This window comes from Variovorax sp. OV329, from assembly GCF_900114785.1.
GTDB lineage: Bacteria > Pseudomonadota > Gammaproteobacteria > Burkholderiales > Burkholderiaceae_C > Variovorax.
This window is the reverse complement of sequence record NZ_FOUG01000014.1, coordinates 150,259-164,238: the sequence shown is the minus strand read 5'-3', so window position 1 is coordinate 164,238 and position 13,980 is coordinate 150,259. Positions and strand designations below refer to the sequence as shown.

Here is a 13,980-nt window from a genome sequence, read left to right as displayed (position 1 = left end):
GCATGGGCGACCTTGCCGATCACCTTGCCGGTGGCGGGGTTGTACACGTCCAGCGTCTTGCCGCTGGCCGCGTCGCACCATTCGTTGTTGATCAGAAGGCGCGTGTCCGGGTAGCTGGCGGTCGCGGTCTTGTCGTTGGCGGGCGTGGCGGTTGCCGTCGTCATGCGGTGGTCTCCAAGTTGATCCAGAAAGAGGTTCAGGTTCCGGCGTGGCGGCCACGCGCCTTGTCGCGCAGGGGTGCCAGCAGGGGCTTGAGTCCGTTGTGGTCGATCTCGTGCATCAGCTGCAGGAGCCGGCCGATCTCGCCCTTGGGAAATCCCTCGCGCGCGAACCAGGTGAGGTAGTTGCCAGGCAGGTCGGCGATCAGGCAGCCCTTGTGCTTGCCAAAAGGCATCTCCAGGCTGACCAGACGTTCGAGGTCTTCCGGCTTCATTCGACCAGGGGGATTGGGGTGCGCGAAAGGGGAGGGAAAAGGCGATCTCTGCCCGCCATCATAGGCGGGCGGGGCAAGCCCGTGGCCGGCGGGGCCGGAAGCCCCCGGCGCTCAGGCGGGCGCGGCGGCGTCGTGCAGGGGGCGGCCCCAGCCGGGCGGCAGGGCGCGCAGCACCGCCTGAGCGTCCAGCGAGCCGATGGCCACCCGGGTGTCGCCGGGGATGCGGCCCTGGGCCAGCAAGGCCTCGTAGCGCAGCGCACATACCCGCAGGAAGGAGGAGAAGTTGCCCGGCACCTCGCCGCGCGCCGCCACCAGCTCGTCGTACAGCCTCTCGATGAGCTGCACCACGCCCATGTCGTCGCGCCGGGCGATCTCCTCCAGCACTTGCCAGAACAGGTTCTCCAGGCGGATGCTGGTCACCACGCCGTGCAGCCGCACCGAGCGGGTGCGGCTCTCGTAGCTCTGCGGGTCGGCACTGATGAAGACTTCGCACATGGCGGCGCTCCTTGGGGGGACTTGCGCGCACTGTAGCGCGCAAACCTTTTCCCCCGGGCCCTCAGCCCTCGATGCGCGTGCCCAGCACCTTCAGGAACTGGCCGATCCAGGCCGGGTGCGCCGGCCAGGCGGGCGCGGTGACCAGGTTGCGGTCGGTCACCGCCTGGTCGACCGCGATGCCCATGTACTCGGCACCGGCCAGTTCCACCTCGACCTGGCAGGCCGGGTAGGCCGATACCTTGCGGCCCTTGATGAGGCCGGTGGCGGCCAGCAGCTGCGCGCCGTGGCACACCGCGGCCACCGGCTTGTCGGCCGCCAGGAAGTGCTGCGTGATCTCCACGGCGCGGGCATGCATTCGCAGGTACTCGGGCGCGCGGCCGCCGGGAATGACCAGCGCGTCGTAGCTCTCGGGCTTCACCTCGGCGAAGCTGGCATTGAGCGTGAAGCGGTGGCCGGGCTTCTCGCTGTAGGTCTGGGCGCCCTCGAAGTCATGTACCGCCGTGTAGATCCAGTCGCCGGCCTTCTTGTCCGGCGCCACCGCATGCACGGTGTGGCCCACGGCCTGCAGGGCCTGGAAGGGCACCATGGTTTCGTAGTCTTCGGCGTAGTCGCCGCACAGCATGAGGATCTTGCGGGGCATGGGAGTCTCCTTGTTCAACGGCACAACGGGGCGGATTCGACCGCCTGGCCATTGTTGGGAGGGATGCCCGATGGGTGGTAGCAACCGGCTGTGACGATGGAATCGTGCGGAAATTTCCAGGGAAGCCCGGGAATGCCATCACCGCAGGTCATTCGAATAATCGAGGGTCCGACCAGGGAGGAATCATGCAATTCGAAGAAAGCATCGAAGTTCAAGCGTCCCCGAAAACCGTCTTTGCGCTCTACGCCGATGTTGCGGCGTGGGCGTCGTGGGACCCCGACGTGCGCTCGTCCGCCATTGCAGGGCGCTTTGCTTCGGGGGCGACCGGAAGACTGAAGCCGGCCAAGGGCCCGGAATCGAAGATCACCTTCACGGAGGTGGTGGCCGACAAGTCCTTCACCGTGGAAAGCCGGCTTCCGCTGTGCGTCATGCGCTTCGAGCATGAGCTGTCTGCGACAAGCCGCGGAACGACCGTCATGCACCGGGTCTCGTTCCTCGGCTTGCTGGCGCCCTTGTTCGGGCGCGTCATCGGTGGGCAGATCCGCAAGGGCTTGCCTCGGACCCTGGCGGGGCTCAAGCGTGCGGCAGAACGCTCCGGCGCTGCGCTCAATCCCTGACGCCTTCGCCACCTAGGCGGGTGCGAAAAGGCCGCACCGGGGCGCGCAGCAGCATGAGCGCCGCGAAGGCCAGCAGCGCGAGCGCGCTGGACAGCCACAGCGCGCCCAGCCCCCAGCGCTCGATGGCCAGCCCGAACAACCACGGCGCCGCGGCCTGCGCCACGCGGGCCGGCATCATCAGCAGCCCCTGCCGCTCGCCATAGCCGGCGGCGCCGAAAATCGCCAGCGGCAGCGTGCCCTTGGCGATGGTGAGGATGCCGTTGCCCGCGCCGTGAAGCACCACGAAGGCCGCGGCCGCCGGCGCCCCGGCAAAGGCCAGCAGCGCGGCGCCGGCCGGATGCGACAGCGTCGCCACCCGCGTGGAGAGCAGCGGGTGCAGCCGCCTCAGCAGGCCGAATTCCAGGATGCGGCCGCCTACCTGCGCTGGTCCCACCAGCGACGCGATGGCGACCGCCGCCGCGGCCGAGGCCCCGGCGATCACCAGAAGCGCAGGCAGGTGCGATGCCATCGCGGTGCTGTTGAACCAGGCCACGGCGAAAACCAGCGCCAGCAGCAGCGAGGCGCGCAGGGTCGAGGCCTTCCTCGTTCCCGCGTCGTCGGCGCCCGCATCGGGTACGTCGCCGTGCGCAGGCGCCGCGGCCGCGCGCGGCAGCAGCGCATACAGCGGCAGCGCCACCACCAGGTGCAGCAGCGCCCAGCCCACGCAGGCACCGCGCCAGCCGAAGTGCGCCGCCATCCAGGCACTGAGCGGCCAGCCCACGGTGCTGGCGAAGCCGCCGAAGAGGGTGACGCCGGTGATGGGGTTGCGTGCGCCCTCGCCGTACATGCGCACCAGCGTGGCGAAGGCGCCTTCGTACAAACCGCTGCACATGGCCAGGCCCAGCAGCGCCCAGCCGGCGAACATCCAGGCGGCACCCTGCGCGGTGGCGACAAGCACCAGCGCCAGCGCGAACAGCACGCTGGTGGCCATCAGCACCGGCCGGCCGCCGAAGCGGTCGAAGGCACGGCCGATGTGCGGGCCCGCCAGGGCCGACACCAGCAGGGCCACCGAGAAGGCCGCGTAGATCGTCGAGGTCGCCACGCCCAGGTCGTGGGCCATGGGTGCGGCCAGCACGGCTGCCAGGTAGTAGGAGGAGGCGAAGGCCAGGATCTGGTTGACGCCCATGGCGACGATGACGGCGGACGGGCGGAGAAGCTGCATGCGAAGGCGGGAAGCTGTAGAGGCTGTAGGGGTCTTCCGAATCTAGCCCGGGAGCGCGCGCTAACACGCGCTCGCGTTGCAAAATGCAGAAGATGCGCCCGCCGCTTTTCCTCTTTCCCGCCATCCTTGCCGCGCTGGCCGCCAGCGCCGGTGCGGAAGTGCTGCGCTGCGAGGATTCCGCGGGCAAGGTGAGCTACACCGACGGCAGCTGCCCGGCCGGCACCAAGCCCCAGCGGCGCGTGTCCACGCAGGCACCCATCAGCGTGCTGCCAGACCCGCAGGGCGAGGACCGTGCCGCGCGCAACGCGCGCGACACGGCAGGCCAGCGCCCGCCCGCCGTGCAGCAGCCTGCGGCACCCAGCGGTGCCGTGATCATCGACGGCCGCGGCGGCCAGCCGCAGGAGCGCAGCGACGCGCAGCGCTGGGACGGCGACCTGGGCAATGACCCGCAGGTGGCCGCCGATGGCTACTACCCGCCGGCCTATCCCTATCCGTACGCGGGCGGCGTGCGCCCGCCACCGCCGCGCGACCAGCGACCGCCCATCCGCAAGTGCGACCCGGCCACCGGCTGCACCGACCGCCTGGGCAACAACTACAACCAGAACACCGGCAAGCTGCAGCGCTACCAGAGCATCGACGGCAAGACCTGCTCGCCGGTGGGCACCACGGTCGTGTGCCGCTGAGCGGGCGGCGTCTCGCCGCTACCAGCCCAGCTGCTTGGCCGCCAGCTCCTTCATGATCTCCTCGGCGCCGCCGCCGATCATCATCACCTTCACCTCGCGGTAGATGCGCTCGCTGACGGTGCCGCGCATGTAGCCCATGCCGCCCAGGACCTGCACCGCGGCATCGGCGCAGAACTGCATCGTCTGCGTGGCGTGGTTCTTCAAGAGGCAGACCTGCGCCACCCACTCCGGCGCATCGGCGCGGCCCTGGGCCGCGAGCGCGTCGCCCTGCGCGGCCACGGTCTCCAGCCAGGCTTCGGTGGAGGAAATGCGCATCTGCATGTCAACCAGCTTGTGGCGCAGCGCCTGGTGCTCGATGAGCGCGGCGCCGAAGGTCTTGCGCTGCCGCGCCCAGGCCAGAGCCTCGTCCAGGCAGGCCTGCGAGAAGCCCAGCGCCGCGGCGGCCAGGCCGAAGCGCTCGCCGTTGAAGTTGCCCATGATGATGCGGAAGCCCCCGCCCTCGCCGCCCAGCAGATAGGGCGCCGGCACCCGCGCCCCGTCGAAGTGAAGCTGTGCGGTGTCGGAGCAGTGCCAGCCCATCTTCGACAGCCGCGTGCGGCGGATGCCCGGCGTGTCGCCCGGCACCAGCAGCATCGAGATGCCGCCCGCGCCCTTCGATGCGGTATCGGTGCGCACCGCCACCGTGAACCAGTCGGCGCGCATGCCCGAGGTGATGAAGGTCTTCTCGCCGTCGACGACGAAGTGATCGCCCTCGCGCCGCGCGGTGGTGCGCAGTTGCGCCACGTCGGAGCCGCCGCCCGGCTCGGTGATGGCCAGGGCCGCGATCTTCTCGCCGCGCAGCACCGGCGGCACCACCTCCTGCTGGATCTCGGGCGTGCCGTGCGCGATGACCGGCGGCAGGCCGATGTTGTGCGAGAACAGGCTGGCCAGCACGCCGCCGCTCGCACCGTGGCGCGCCAGCGCCACCCACACCGGCAGCTTCAATGCCAAAGAGGCAGGCGTGCCGCCCAGCGACTCCGGATAGCCGATGCCCAGGAAGCCCAGCGCGCCGGCGCGCCGGTACAGCTCGCACGGAAACTCGCCGGCCTCGTCCCACGCGGTGGCATGGGGCGCGATCTCGCTCTTGGCAAAGCGCGTGATCGCATCGGCCAGCGCCTCGCGGGTGGCGCGCAACTCTTCGTCCATGGCGTGTCAGCGCGGCGGGCGCTTGGCGATGCCCATGGTCTTGGCCAGGATGCCCAGCATCACCTCGTCCGCGCCGCCGCCGATGGAGCCCAGCCGCCCATCGCGGAACAGGCGCGACACGCGGTTCTCCCAGGTGAAGCCCATGCCGCCCCAGAACTGCAGGCAGGTGTCGGCCACCTCGCGCGTAAGCCGCCCGGTCTTGAGCTTGGCCATGGAGGCCAGCTGCGTCACGTCCTCGCCCTGCACATGCAGGTCGCAGGCGCGGTAGGTGAGGGCGCGCAGCGCCTCCACCTCGGTCTTGAGCTCGGCCAGCTTGAACTGCACCCACTGCTGGTCCGCCAGCGTGGCGCCGAACATCTTGCGCTGCTGCGCCCACTCGATGGTCTCGGCGATGCACTGGTCCAGCGGCTCCAGCGAGCTGGCAGCGCACCACAGCCGCTCTTCCTGGAACTGCTGCATCTGGTAGACGAAGCCCTGCCCTTCCTCGCCGATGCGGTTGCGCTGCGGCACGCGCACCTTGTCGAAGTAGATCAGGCCGGTGTCGCTGGAATGCATGCCGATCTTTCGGATCTTCTTGGCCTTCTCGATGCCGGGCGAATCCATGGGCACGATGACCAGCGACTTGTTGCGGTGCGCCGGCCCGTCGCTGGTGTTGACCAGCATGCACATCCAGTCGGCCTGCAGGCTGTTGGTGATCCACATCTTCTGGCCGGTGATGAGGTAGTCGTCGCCGTCCTTCTTCGCAAAGCTCTTGAGGCCCGCGACGTCGCTGCCGGCGCCGGGCTCGCTCACGCCGATGCAGCCCACCGTCTCGCCGGCAATGGCCGGCACCAGGAACTCGCGGCGCAGTTCGTCGCTGCCGAAGCGTGCCAGCGCCGGCGTGCACATGTCAGTCTGCACGCCCACGGCCATGGGCACGCCGCCGCAGCTCACGTGGCCCAGGGCCTCGGCCAGCGCCATGGCGTAGGAATAGTCCAGGCCCGCCCCGCCGTATTCCTCGGGCTTGTTCAGGCCCAGCAGGCCCAGCCCCCCGAGCTTCCTGAACACCTGGTGGGCGGGGAACATCTGCGCCTCTTCCCATTCGTCCACGTGCGGGTTGATCTCCTCGTCGATGAAGCGGCGCATCGTCTTCTGGATCTCGAGGTGCTCGTGCGTGTAGTGCATGGCGGGTCCTTCGTCAGTTCTTGTCGTCGTTCGAGAAGATGCGCGGCACCACCGCGCGATGGAAGCCGTCGAAGGGCCGCACCGACGCGCGCTGGCGCACCTGCGCGTCGGGCGTGGCCATGGGCCAGCCCATGCGCACCTGCGGCCGTGCGCCATCCACCCGCAGCACCTCGCCGCTGATGAAGGCGGCCGCGGGGCCGAGCAGGAAGACCACCGCCGCCGAGGTCTCGGCCTCGGTGCCGAAGCGGCCGGCGGGCACCGTGCGCGGCATGGCGCGCAGCATTTCGCCGGCCTCGGGCGGGTAGTGGTCCATGCCGCTGGAGGCGATGTAGCCCGGCGCCACCGCGTTCACCCGCACGCCGTGCGCGGCCCACTCCAGCGCGGCCGTCTCGGTGAAGCTCACCATGCCCGCGCGCGCCGCGCCGCTGTGGCCCATGTTGGGCATGGAGCCCCACATGTCGGCGACGATGTTGACGATGGCGCCGCCAGTGCCCTGCATGGCCTGGTTGAAGCATTCGCGCGCCATCAGGAAGCCGCCGGTGAGGTTGGTGTCCAGCACCGCGCCCCAGCCCTTGGCCGAGATGCCCGACAGCGGCGCGATGTACTGGCCGCCCGCGTTGTTCACCAGGCCGTCGATGCGGCCCTGCGCGGCCAGCACGCCGGCCACCGTGGCGCGCACCGCCTCTTCGCTGCGGATGTCGCACACCGCGTGGCTGGCGCGGCCGCCGTCCTGGTCGATCTCGGCCTGCACCGCCTGCAGCTTCTCGGCCTTGCGGCCCACCAGCACCACGTGCGCGCCCAGCGAGGCCAGTTCGTGCGCGCAGCAGCGTCCGATGCCCGAGCCGCCCCCGGTGACGATGTGGACCTGCCCGGCGAACAGGCCGGGGGCGAAGACGGAGCGGTAGTTCATGACGGCATTCCTCGTTGCTTGCGCGCCTTCATGGCGGCGTGGCCACCTCGGCCACCAGCTGGCGCATGGCGACCTGCTCGCCCACCGCCACATGCAGCGCCGACAGGCGGCCGGCCCGCGGCGCGCAGTGCAGATGTTCCATCTTCATGGCCTCCAGCGTCAGCAGGGGTTGCCCGGCCGCGACCGTGTCGCCCTCGCTGGCCAGCAGGGCCGTGATTCGGCCGCTCATGGCGGCGCGCAGCAGGCCGTCGCCGCCGCCTGCGCCGGCGCTGCCTGTGGGCGGAGCCAGGGAGGTGTCGATCACCTCGTGGGCGCGGCCGTCCAGGTGCATCAGCAGGCGGGCCTGGCTGCGCGCGACATGCACGTTGGCGTGCACGCCCTCGCGCAGCATGCGCAGGCGGCCCTGGCCCAGGTGCTGCAGCCCGATGAGGACCGGCGCGGCGCCGTCCAGCGCGACGGCATGGCGACCGTCCGGCTGCCGCTGGACCTGCGCGTGGTGCGCCTGCCCGTCGAGCTCGAAGCGCAGCGGCGCCACCAGCGTGTGCGCCAGTGACGAAGGCGCCGCCTCGGTGCCGGCCTGCAGCAGCGCGGCGGCCAGCGTGGCGGCATCGGCCTGGACCTGCGGTTGCGGCGCGAGCAGTTCGCCTTGATGCGCAGCGATGAAGCCAGTGTTCGCCTCGCCTGCCGCGAAGACGGAGTGGGCCAGGCAGCGCTCGAGGAAGTGCTGGTTGGTCGCCACGCCCAGCGCCACCGTTTCGGCGAGGCCGGCGAGCAGCTTCTGCCGCGCCTCCTCGCGGTCGCGGCCATGGGCGATCAGCTTGGCGATCATCGAGTCGTAGTGCGGCGGCACCTCGCAGCCCGAGCGCAGCGCATGCTCCACCCGCAGCAGTGGTGGCTCGGCCGGTTGCCACAGCGCGAGGGTGCCGCTCTGGGGCAGGAAGTCCTGCGACGGGTTCTCGGCGCACAGGCGCACCTCGATCGCGTGGCCTTCGAAGCGGACGCCCTCCTGCACCAGCCCCAGCGGCTCGCCCGCGGCGACCCGCAACTGCAGCGCCACCAGGTCCAGACCGGTCAGTGCCTCGGTCACCGGGTGCTCCACCTGCAGGCGCGTGTTCATCTCCATGAACCAGAACTCGCCGCTCGCATCCAGCAGGAATTCCAGCGTGCCGGCGCCTTCGTAGCCGATGGCCCGCACCGCCGCCAGCGCGGCCTGGCCCATGCGTTCGCGCAAGGCGGGCGAGACGGCGGGCGAGGGCGCTTCCTCGATGATCTTCTGGTGCCGCCGCTGCACCGAGCAGTCGCGCTCGCCCAGGTGGATCGCATTGCCGTGGCGGTCGGCCATCACCTGGATCTCGATGTGGCGCGGCGCGCGGATGGCGCGCTCCAGGATCACGGTGGCATCGCCGAAGGCGTGCAGCGCCTCGGACTGCGCGCTCTGCAGCAGAGCAGGGAACTGTTCCGCGCTTTCCACCAGCCGCATGCCGCGCCCGCCGCCGCCGGCAGTCGCCTTGATCATCACCGGCCAGCCGATGGCCTGCGCCTCGCACAGCAGCGTGGCCGCGTCCTGGTCCTCGCCCTGGTAGCCCGGAATGCAGGGCACGCCCGCGGCCTGCATCAGCCGCTTGGCGGCCGCCTTGTCGCCCATGGCGCGGATGCTGTCCGGCGAGGGGCCGACGAAGACCAGTCCCGCATCGCGGCAGCGCTGCGCGAAGCCGGCGTTCTCGGCCAGGAAGCCGTAGCCCGGATGCACCGCATCGGCCCCGCTGGCCCGGGCCGCCGCGAGGATGGCATCGATGTTCAGGTAGCTGTGCGCCGGCGCGGCCGGGCCGATGCACACCGCGAGGTCCGCCTTTGCGACATGGGGCGACTGGGCATCGGCGTCGGAGTACACGGCCACGGTGCGCAGCCCTGCGGCGCGGGCGCTGCGCAGGACGCGCATCGCGATCTCGCCGCGGTTGGCGACGAGCAGCGTCGTGAAGGGCGTCCTGTTCATGGCCGCGCCACCGAGAACTGCATGGCCTGTGGCGCGCGCCGCTCGCTGCTGCGGCAGATGGCGAAGAGCTCGGCCAGCACGGCGCGCGTGTCGCGCGGATCGATCACGCCGTCGTCCAGCAGCAGGGCGCTGGTGGCGAACACGCTCATTTGCCGGTCGAAGCGCTCGATGATCTGCTGCTGCAGGGCTGCCAGCTTCTGCGGATCGGCCGTGCCGCCCTTGCGGGCCATGCCGGCCTCCATGACGATGGCCATGGTCTTCGCGGCCTGCTCGCCGCCCATCACCGCCGTGCGCGCGTTGGGCCACGAAAGCGCGAAGCGCGGCGCGAAGCCGCGCCCGCACATGCCGTAGTTGCCCGCGCCGTAGGAGGCGCCACAATGCAGGGTGATCTGCGGCACCGTGGCGTTGCTCACGGCCTGGATCATCTTCGCGCCGTGCTTGATGATGCCGGCCTCCTCGTGCGCCACGCCCACCATGTAGCCGGTGATGTTCTGCAGGTACAAGAGGGGCGTGCGGCTCTGGCAGCAGGCCTGGATGAAGTGCGTGGCCTTCACCGCACCGTCGGAGTCGATGGGGCCGTTGTTGGTGATCACGCCCAGCGCATGGCCTTCGAGCCGGATGTGGCCGCACACGGTGGCGCTGCCGTAGTTCTCGCTGAAGGGCAGGAAGTCGGAGTTGTCGGCGATGCGCGCGATGACTTCGCGCATGTCCACCGGCCGCTTGGCGTCGGTGGGCATGATGCCCAGCAACTCCTCGGCCGGGTGCCGGGGCGGCTCGAACGGCCGCGTGGCCTCATCGCCGCGGCGCTCCCAGTCGATGCTGTCGAGGATGTCTCTCGCGATGCGGATGGCGTCGCGGTCGTCCTCGGCCAGGTAGTCGCCCAGGCCCGACACGTGGGTGTGCATCAGGGCGCCGCCCAGCTCTTCCTCGGTGGCCGTCTCGCCCGTGGCGGCCTTCAGCAGCGGCGGCCCGGCCAGGAAGGCTCGCGAGCGCCCGCGCACCATGACGATGTAATCCGACAGGCCCGTCTGGTAGGCGCCGCCCGCGGTGGAGGAGCCGTGGGTGACGGTGACCACCGGCAGGCCTGCGGCCGAGAGCCGCGCGAGGTTGCGGAAGATCTGTCCGCCGCGCACGAATTCCTCTACGCGGTAGGCCATGAGGTTGGCGCCGGCGCTTTCCACCAGCTGCACGAAGGGCAGCTTGTTCTCCAGCGCGATCTCCTGCATGCGAAGCTGCTTGTCCAGCCCCATGGGTTGCAGTGCGCCGGCATCAATACCCGAGTCGGAGGCGACGACCATGCAGCGGATGCCCGAGACGAAGCCGATGCCGGCAATCACGCCGCTGCCAGGCACGCTCTTGTCCAGGTCGGGGTTGTCGCGGCCCAGGCCGGCGAGGGTGCACAGCGGGATGTACGGGGCGCCGGGGTCCAGCAGCAGCGCAAGCCGTTCGCGCGGCAGCAGTTGGCCTCTCTTTGCAAAGCGTTCCGCCGAAGCCTGCGATGCGCTGACGGCACGTGCCTCGTGCGTGCGAACCTGTTCGAGCAGGGCCCGCATGTGCGCGCGCTGGGCCTGGTAGGACTCGCTGGTGTGGGTGTTCAGGCGGGATTCGAAGAGGGCGGGCATGGCGCGCTGGGGCTGTCGCTGTTCTGCACTCTATGCGGGGGGCGGTGTGAGGGCTTGCGACAACTGGCTACCCGAACACAAAGCACCCCGCACACGGAACGCCCTCAAAGCACGCAGAGCCCAGAGCGCCTGGAAACCGAAGGGTCAGGGCACCGCAGCAGCCGGAACAGCGCCAGCCGTCTCCGACTCCACCCATGCCTGCAAGCCCCCGCGCAAGGGCCGCACGCGCACGAAGCCATGGCGCGACAGCACGGCAGCCGCCTTCGCCGCCGACACCTCGTTCGGGCAATCGCAATAGAGCACGATCTCGCGGTCGCGCGGCAACTGGGCGATCTGGTGCTCGATGCCGTTCGGATGGATCAGCACCGCGCCTGGAATGCGGCGCGGGTCGATGGCCGCGGCCGCCTCGGAGCGCACGTCGATCACCACCGGCGCGCCCTCGCTGTCCAGCAACTCGCGCAACTCGTGCACGCCGATGCGCTCCACGTTCAGGTCACGCAGCGCCGCGCGGCGGCGCCACCAGCGGGTGCCGATGCCGATCAGGATCAGCACCACCAGCAGCGCAACGCCCACGCTGCCCGCATTGGCCATCGCGTCCAGCACTTCCTGGATCTGCTGAGAGAACACCCAGCCCAGGCCCACGAACACGCCGGTCCAGATCAACCCCGCCAGCGCGTCAAAGGCGGTGAAGCGCGCCAATGGCATCTTCAAGGCCCCCGCCATCGGCGGCGCCACCACCGACACCCCCGGCACGAACTTCGCGGCCAGCAGCGAGGTGCCGCCCCAGTCGGTGATCAGCGTCTCGCTGCGGCGCACGCAGGAGTCGGGCGACATCGACACCTTGCACAGCAGGCGCATCACCCGATAGCCGAAGCGCCGGCCCGCGTAGTACCAGGCGCCGTCGCCCAGCACATTGGCCAGCACCCCCACCGCCAGCACCGCCGGCAGCGACAGCTGGCCCGCCGCGATCAGGCCGCCGGCCACCACCAGCACCGCCGATGCCGGCACCGGCGCGCCCAGGCGTGCCGCCAGCGTGGCCAGGAAGACCACCGTCACGCCATGGCGCATCGCCAGATCAAGGAGTTGCTGCATCTCGACGTGGATTCTCCGTGATCGTGTAAGGCCCCGCGAGGTCTGGAGATAAGTCTGAAGGCGGATTCAGCCTTCACCCTGCGGGCCGATGCAGGCTTGGGCCCGCGCCCGCAGCAGTGCGCGCTCGCGTTCGTTTCGCGTCAAGGCGGCCGCCTGCTCGAATGCCAGGCGCGCCTCGTCCAGCCGGCCCAGGCTTTGCAGCAGGTCGCCGCGCACTGCAGGCAACAGGTGGTAGCTCTTCAGCGCGCCTTCCGCCACCAGCGCGTCCACCAGCGGCAGGGCGGCCGCGGCGCCTTCGGCGCGCGACACCGCGACGGCGCGGTTCAGGTCGACCACCGGCGAGGGCTCCACGACCGCCAGAGCGGCATACAGGGAAGCGATGCGTGCCCAGTCGGTGTCGCCCGCCCGCAGCGCGCGCGCATGGCAGGCGGCGATGGCGGCCTGCAGCGCATAGGGGCCCCGCGCACCGCCCAGGCCATCGGCGCGCTCGAGGGCAGCCAGGCCGCGGCGTATCAGCAACTGGTCCCAGCGCGAGCGGTCCTGGTCCATCAGCAGAATCGGCGCGCCCTGCCGGTCGGTGCGTGCGGCCGAGCGCGAGGCCTGGATTTCCATCAGCGCCACCAGGCCATGCACCTCGGGCGCCTGCGGCACGAGTTCGGCCAGCACGCGGCCCAGGCGCAGCGCCTGCGCGCAAAGGTCGGTGCGCATCCAGTGCTCGCCGGCGGTGGCCGAGTAGCCCTCGTTGAAGACCAGGTAGACCACTTCCAGCACCGAAGCCAGGCGCGGCGCCAGCGCCTCGGCGCGCGGCACCTCGAAGGGCACCTTCGCGTCCCGCAGGCTGCGCTTGGCGCGCACGATGCGCTGCGCAATCGTGGGCTCGGGGACCAGGAAGGCGCGGGCGATCTCGTCCGTGGCCAGGCCGCACAGCACGCGCAGGGCCAGGGCCACGCGCGCCTCGCGCGCCAGCACCGGGTGGCAGGCGGTGAAGATCAGGCGCAGCAGGTCGTCCTCGATGTCCTCGTCCGCGCCTTCGTCGGGCGCCGGCGCCAGCGGCTCGCCGCCCAGGGCCTCGATGGTGTGGGCGATCTCCTCGTGCTTGCGTTCCATCATCTGGCTGCGCCGCAGCCAGTCGAGCGCGCGGTGCTTGGCCGCGGCGGTGAGCCAGGCCGCGGGGTTGTCCGGCAGGCCCTCGTGCGGCCATTGCTGCAGGGCGGACACCAGGGCGTCCTGCGCCAGTTCCTCGGCCACGCCCACGTCGCGCACCATGCGCGCCACCACCGCGGTGATGCGGGCCGACTCGATCGGCCACACGCCGGCGATCGCGCGGCGCGCCGCTTCTTCTGCCTTGTCGTTGGCGCCTCCGCTCACCAGGCGCGCCCCACCACCGCGATGACGAACACCGCCACGCCCAGCAGCAGGTTGATGAACACCAGCTGGCGAATGCCCGCCAGTGCCGCCGCGGCGGCCTTCCAGTCGCTGGCAGCAACCTTCTCCTGCAGTTGCGGGTAGCGGCGCCGGTACACCACGCCGAAGATCACCATCATCAGCAACGCGATGCCCAGCATGGCGTGCACATGCCAGCGCATCGCGCCCATGCCGCCGGCCATCTGCACCATGCTGAAACCCGTGGCCAGCAGCAGCACGATGGCCGCGGCCACCCAGCGGAAGAAGCGACCCAATGCCTGGCACAGCATGCGCAGCCGCTGCGGTGGTTCCAGCGTCTCGACGGCGGCGGGCCGCACCGCGAAGTGAAAGGTGGCCATGCCGCCCACCCACAGCGCGGCGGCCAGCAGGTGAAGGCAGAGCAGGAGGGGCGTGGTGAAGGCGTGGACAGGCATGACGGATCGGTTGACGAGAGCGCGGCAAAAGCAGCGAGGCGGCGATCATCGGCGCCGTGCGTGCCATGTCAAGTAAGCTTGGCGCGCACCCGTGCGCTTATCGCGCC

Annotated in this window: 14 protein-coding genes; 2 read left to right on the top strand and 12 right to left on the bottom strand. The window is 70.7% G+C overall.

Translation table 11 applies throughout. The features are described from left to right. Window positions 1-196: 196 nt before the first annotated feature. From BM345_RS21625 to BM345_RS21615, 3 genes are all read right to left on the bottom strand, one after another. Window positions 197-433: a DUF3820 family protein gene (locus BM345_RS21625; RefSeq protein ID WP_093383473.1), complete on the bottom strand. Its 237-nt coding sequence runs from the start codon at window positions 431-433 to the stop codon at window positions 197-199. A gap of 111 nt (window positions 434-544) precedes the next feature. Next, complete coding sequence (locus BM345_RS21620; RefSeq protein WP_093383470.1) at window positions 545-928, bottom strand: ribbon-helix-helix domain-containing protein; 384 nt, start codon at window positions 926-928, stop codon at window positions 545-547. A gap of 61 nt (window positions 929-989) precedes the next feature. Continuing rightward, on the bottom strand, window positions 990-1,568 hold the full coding sequence (locus tag BM345_RS21615; RefSeq protein ID WP_093383468.1) for a DJ-1/PfpI family protein: 579 nt from the start codon (window positions 1,566-1,568) through the stop codon (window positions 990-992). Window positions 1,569-1,753: 185 nt separating this feature from the next. Here BM345_RS21615 and BM345_RS21610 point away from each other — a divergent pair, with 185 nt between their 5' ends. Further along, window positions 1,754-2,185, top strand: coding sequence for an SRPBCC family protein (locus tag BM345_RS21610; protein ID WP_093383465.1), 432 nt, complete (start codon window positions 1,754-1,756; stop codon window positions 2,183-2,185). Here the strand turns inward: BM345_RS21610 and BM345_RS21605 are convergent. Further along, window positions 2,175-3,386: an MFS transporter gene (locus BM345_RS21605; RefSeq protein ID WP_093383463.1), complete on the bottom strand. Its 1,212-nt coding sequence runs from the start codon at window positions 3,384-3,386 to the stop codon at window positions 2,175-2,177. The genes BM345_RS21610 and BM345_RS21605 overlap by 11 nt on opposite strands. An 83-nt stretch (window positions 3,387-3,469) precedes the next feature. Between BM345_RS21605 and BM345_RS21600 the strand changes: the two genes are divergently transcribed. Continuing rightward, window positions 3,470-4,069, top strand: a complete 600-nt coding sequence (locus BM345_RS21600; protein WP_093383460.1) for a DUF4124 domain-containing protein — start codon at window positions 3,470-3,472, stop codon at window positions 4,067-4,069. A gap of 18 nt (window positions 4,070-4,087) precedes the next feature. Here the strand turns inward: BM345_RS21600 and BM345_RS21595 are convergent, their stop codons facing one another. The 8 genes from BM345_RS21595 to BM345_RS21560 all read right to left on the bottom strand — a co-directional run bounded on the left by BM345_RS21595 (window position 4,088) and on the right by BM345_RS21560 (window position 13,873). Then, on the bottom strand, window positions 4,088-5,254 hold the full coding sequence (locus tag BM345_RS21595) for an acyl-CoA dehydrogenase family protein (RefSeq protein WP_093383458.1): 1,167 nt from the start codon (window positions 5,252-5,254) through the stop codon (window positions 4,088-4,090). A 6-nt stretch (window positions 5,255-5,260) separates the two neighbouring features. After that, window positions 5,261-6,418, bottom strand: coding sequence for an acyl-CoA dehydrogenase family protein (locus BM345_RS21590; RefSeq protein ID WP_093383455.1), 1,158 nt, complete (start codon window positions 6,416-6,418; stop codon window positions 5,261-5,263). A gap of 13 nt (window positions 6,419-6,431) precedes the next feature. Then, window positions 6,432-7,328, bottom strand: a complete 897-nt coding sequence (locus BM345_RS21585) for an SDR family oxidoreductase (protein WP_093383452.1) — start codon at window positions 7,326-7,328, stop codon at window positions 6,432-6,434. A 28-nt stretch (window positions 7,329-7,356) separates the two neighbouring features. Beyond that, window positions 7,357-9,321, bottom strand: coding sequence for an acetyl/propionyl/methylcrotonyl-CoA carboxylase subunit alpha (locus BM345_RS21580; RefSeq protein WP_093383450.1), 1,965 nt, complete (start codon window positions 9,319-9,321; stop codon window positions 7,357-7,359). Beyond that, on the bottom strand, window positions 9,318-10,943 hold the full coding sequence (locus BM345_RS21575; protein WP_093383447.1) for an acyl-CoA carboxylase subunit beta: 1,626 nt from the start codon (window positions 10,941-10,943) through the stop codon (window positions 9,318-9,320). Before BM345_RS21575 ends, BM345_RS21580 begins: the two co-directional genes overlap by 4 nt. A 144-nt stretch (window positions 10,944-11,087) precedes the next feature. Next, complete coding sequence (locus BM345_RS21570) at window positions 11,088-12,035, bottom strand: DedA family protein/thiosulfate sulfurtransferase GlpE (RefSeq protein ID WP_093383445.1); 948 nt, start codon at window positions 12,033-12,035, stop codon at window positions 11,088-11,090. Window positions 12,036-12,101: 66 nt separating this feature from the next. Continuing rightward, a complete protein-coding gene (locus BM345_RS21565; protein ID WP_254789883.1) occupies window positions 12,102-13,403 on the bottom strand; it encodes an RNA polymerase sigma factor in 1,302 nt (433 codons plus the stop codon). Then, window positions 13,400-13,873, bottom strand: coding sequence for a DUF4149 domain-containing protein (locus BM345_RS21560; protein WP_093383442.1), 474 nt, complete (start codon window positions 13,871-13,873; stop codon window positions 13,400-13,402). The genes BM345_RS21565 and BM345_RS21560 overlap by 4 nt, the downstream gene beginning before the upstream one ends. Window positions 13,874-13,980: the final 107 nt, after the last annotated feature.

What these genes read in the sequence shown, in the direction of transcription:
- BM345_RS21625 (WP_093383473.1), bottom strand. Translation starts at nt 433, where the DNA reads ATGAAGCCGGAAGACCTCGAACGTCTGGTCAGCCTGGAGATGCCTTTT.
- BM345_RS21620 (WP_093383470.1), bottom strand. Translation starts at nt 928, where the DNA reads ATGTGCGAAGTCTTCATCAGTGCCGACCCGCAGAGCTACGAGAGCCGC.
- BM345_RS21615 (WP_093383468.1), bottom strand. Translation starts at nt 1,568, where the DNA reads ATGCCCCGCAAGATCCTCATGCTGTGCGGCGACTACGCCGAAGACTAC.
- BM345_RS21610 (WP_093383465.1), top strand. Translation starts at nt 1,754, where the DNA reads ATGCAATTCGAAGAAAGCATCGAAGTTCAAGCGTCCCCGAAAACCGTC.
- BM345_RS21605 (WP_093383463.1), bottom strand. Translation starts at nt 3,386, where the DNA reads ATGCAGCTTCTCCGCCCGTCCGCCGTCATCGTCGCCATGGGCGTCAAC.
- BM345_RS21600 (WP_093383460.1), top strand. Translation starts at nt 3,470, where the DNA reads ATGCAGAAGATGCGCCCGCCGCTTTTCCTCTTTCCCGCCATCCTTGCC.
- BM345_RS21595 (WP_093383458.1), bottom strand. Translation starts at nt 5,254, where the DNA reads ATGGACGAAGAGTTGCGCGCCACCCGCGAGGCGCTGGCCGATGCGATC.
- BM345_RS21590 (WP_093383455.1), bottom strand. Translation starts at nt 6,418, where the DNA reads ATGCACTACACGCACGAGCACCTCGAGATCCAGAAGACGATGCGCCGC.
- BM345_RS21585 (WP_093383452.1), bottom strand. Translation starts at nt 7,328, where the DNA reads ATGAACTACCGCTCCGTCTTCGCCCCCGGCCTGTTCGCCGGGCAGGTC.
- BM345_RS21580 (WP_093383450.1), bottom strand. Translation starts at nt 9,321, where the DNA reads ATGAACAGGACGCCCTTCACGACGCTGCTCGTCGCCAACCGCGGCGAG.
- BM345_RS21575 (WP_093383447.1), bottom strand. Translation starts at nt 10,943, where the DNA reads ATGCCCGCCCTCTTCGAATCCCGCCTGAACACCCACACCAGCGAGTCC.
- BM345_RS21570 (WP_093383445.1), bottom strand. Translation starts at nt 12,035, where the DNA reads ATGCAGCAACTCCTTGATCTGGCGATGCGCCATGGCGTGACGGTGGTC.
- BM345_RS21560 (WP_093383442.1), bottom strand. Translation starts at nt 13,873, where the DNA reads ATGCCTGTCCACGCCTTCACCACGCCCCTCCTGCTCTGCCTTCACCTG.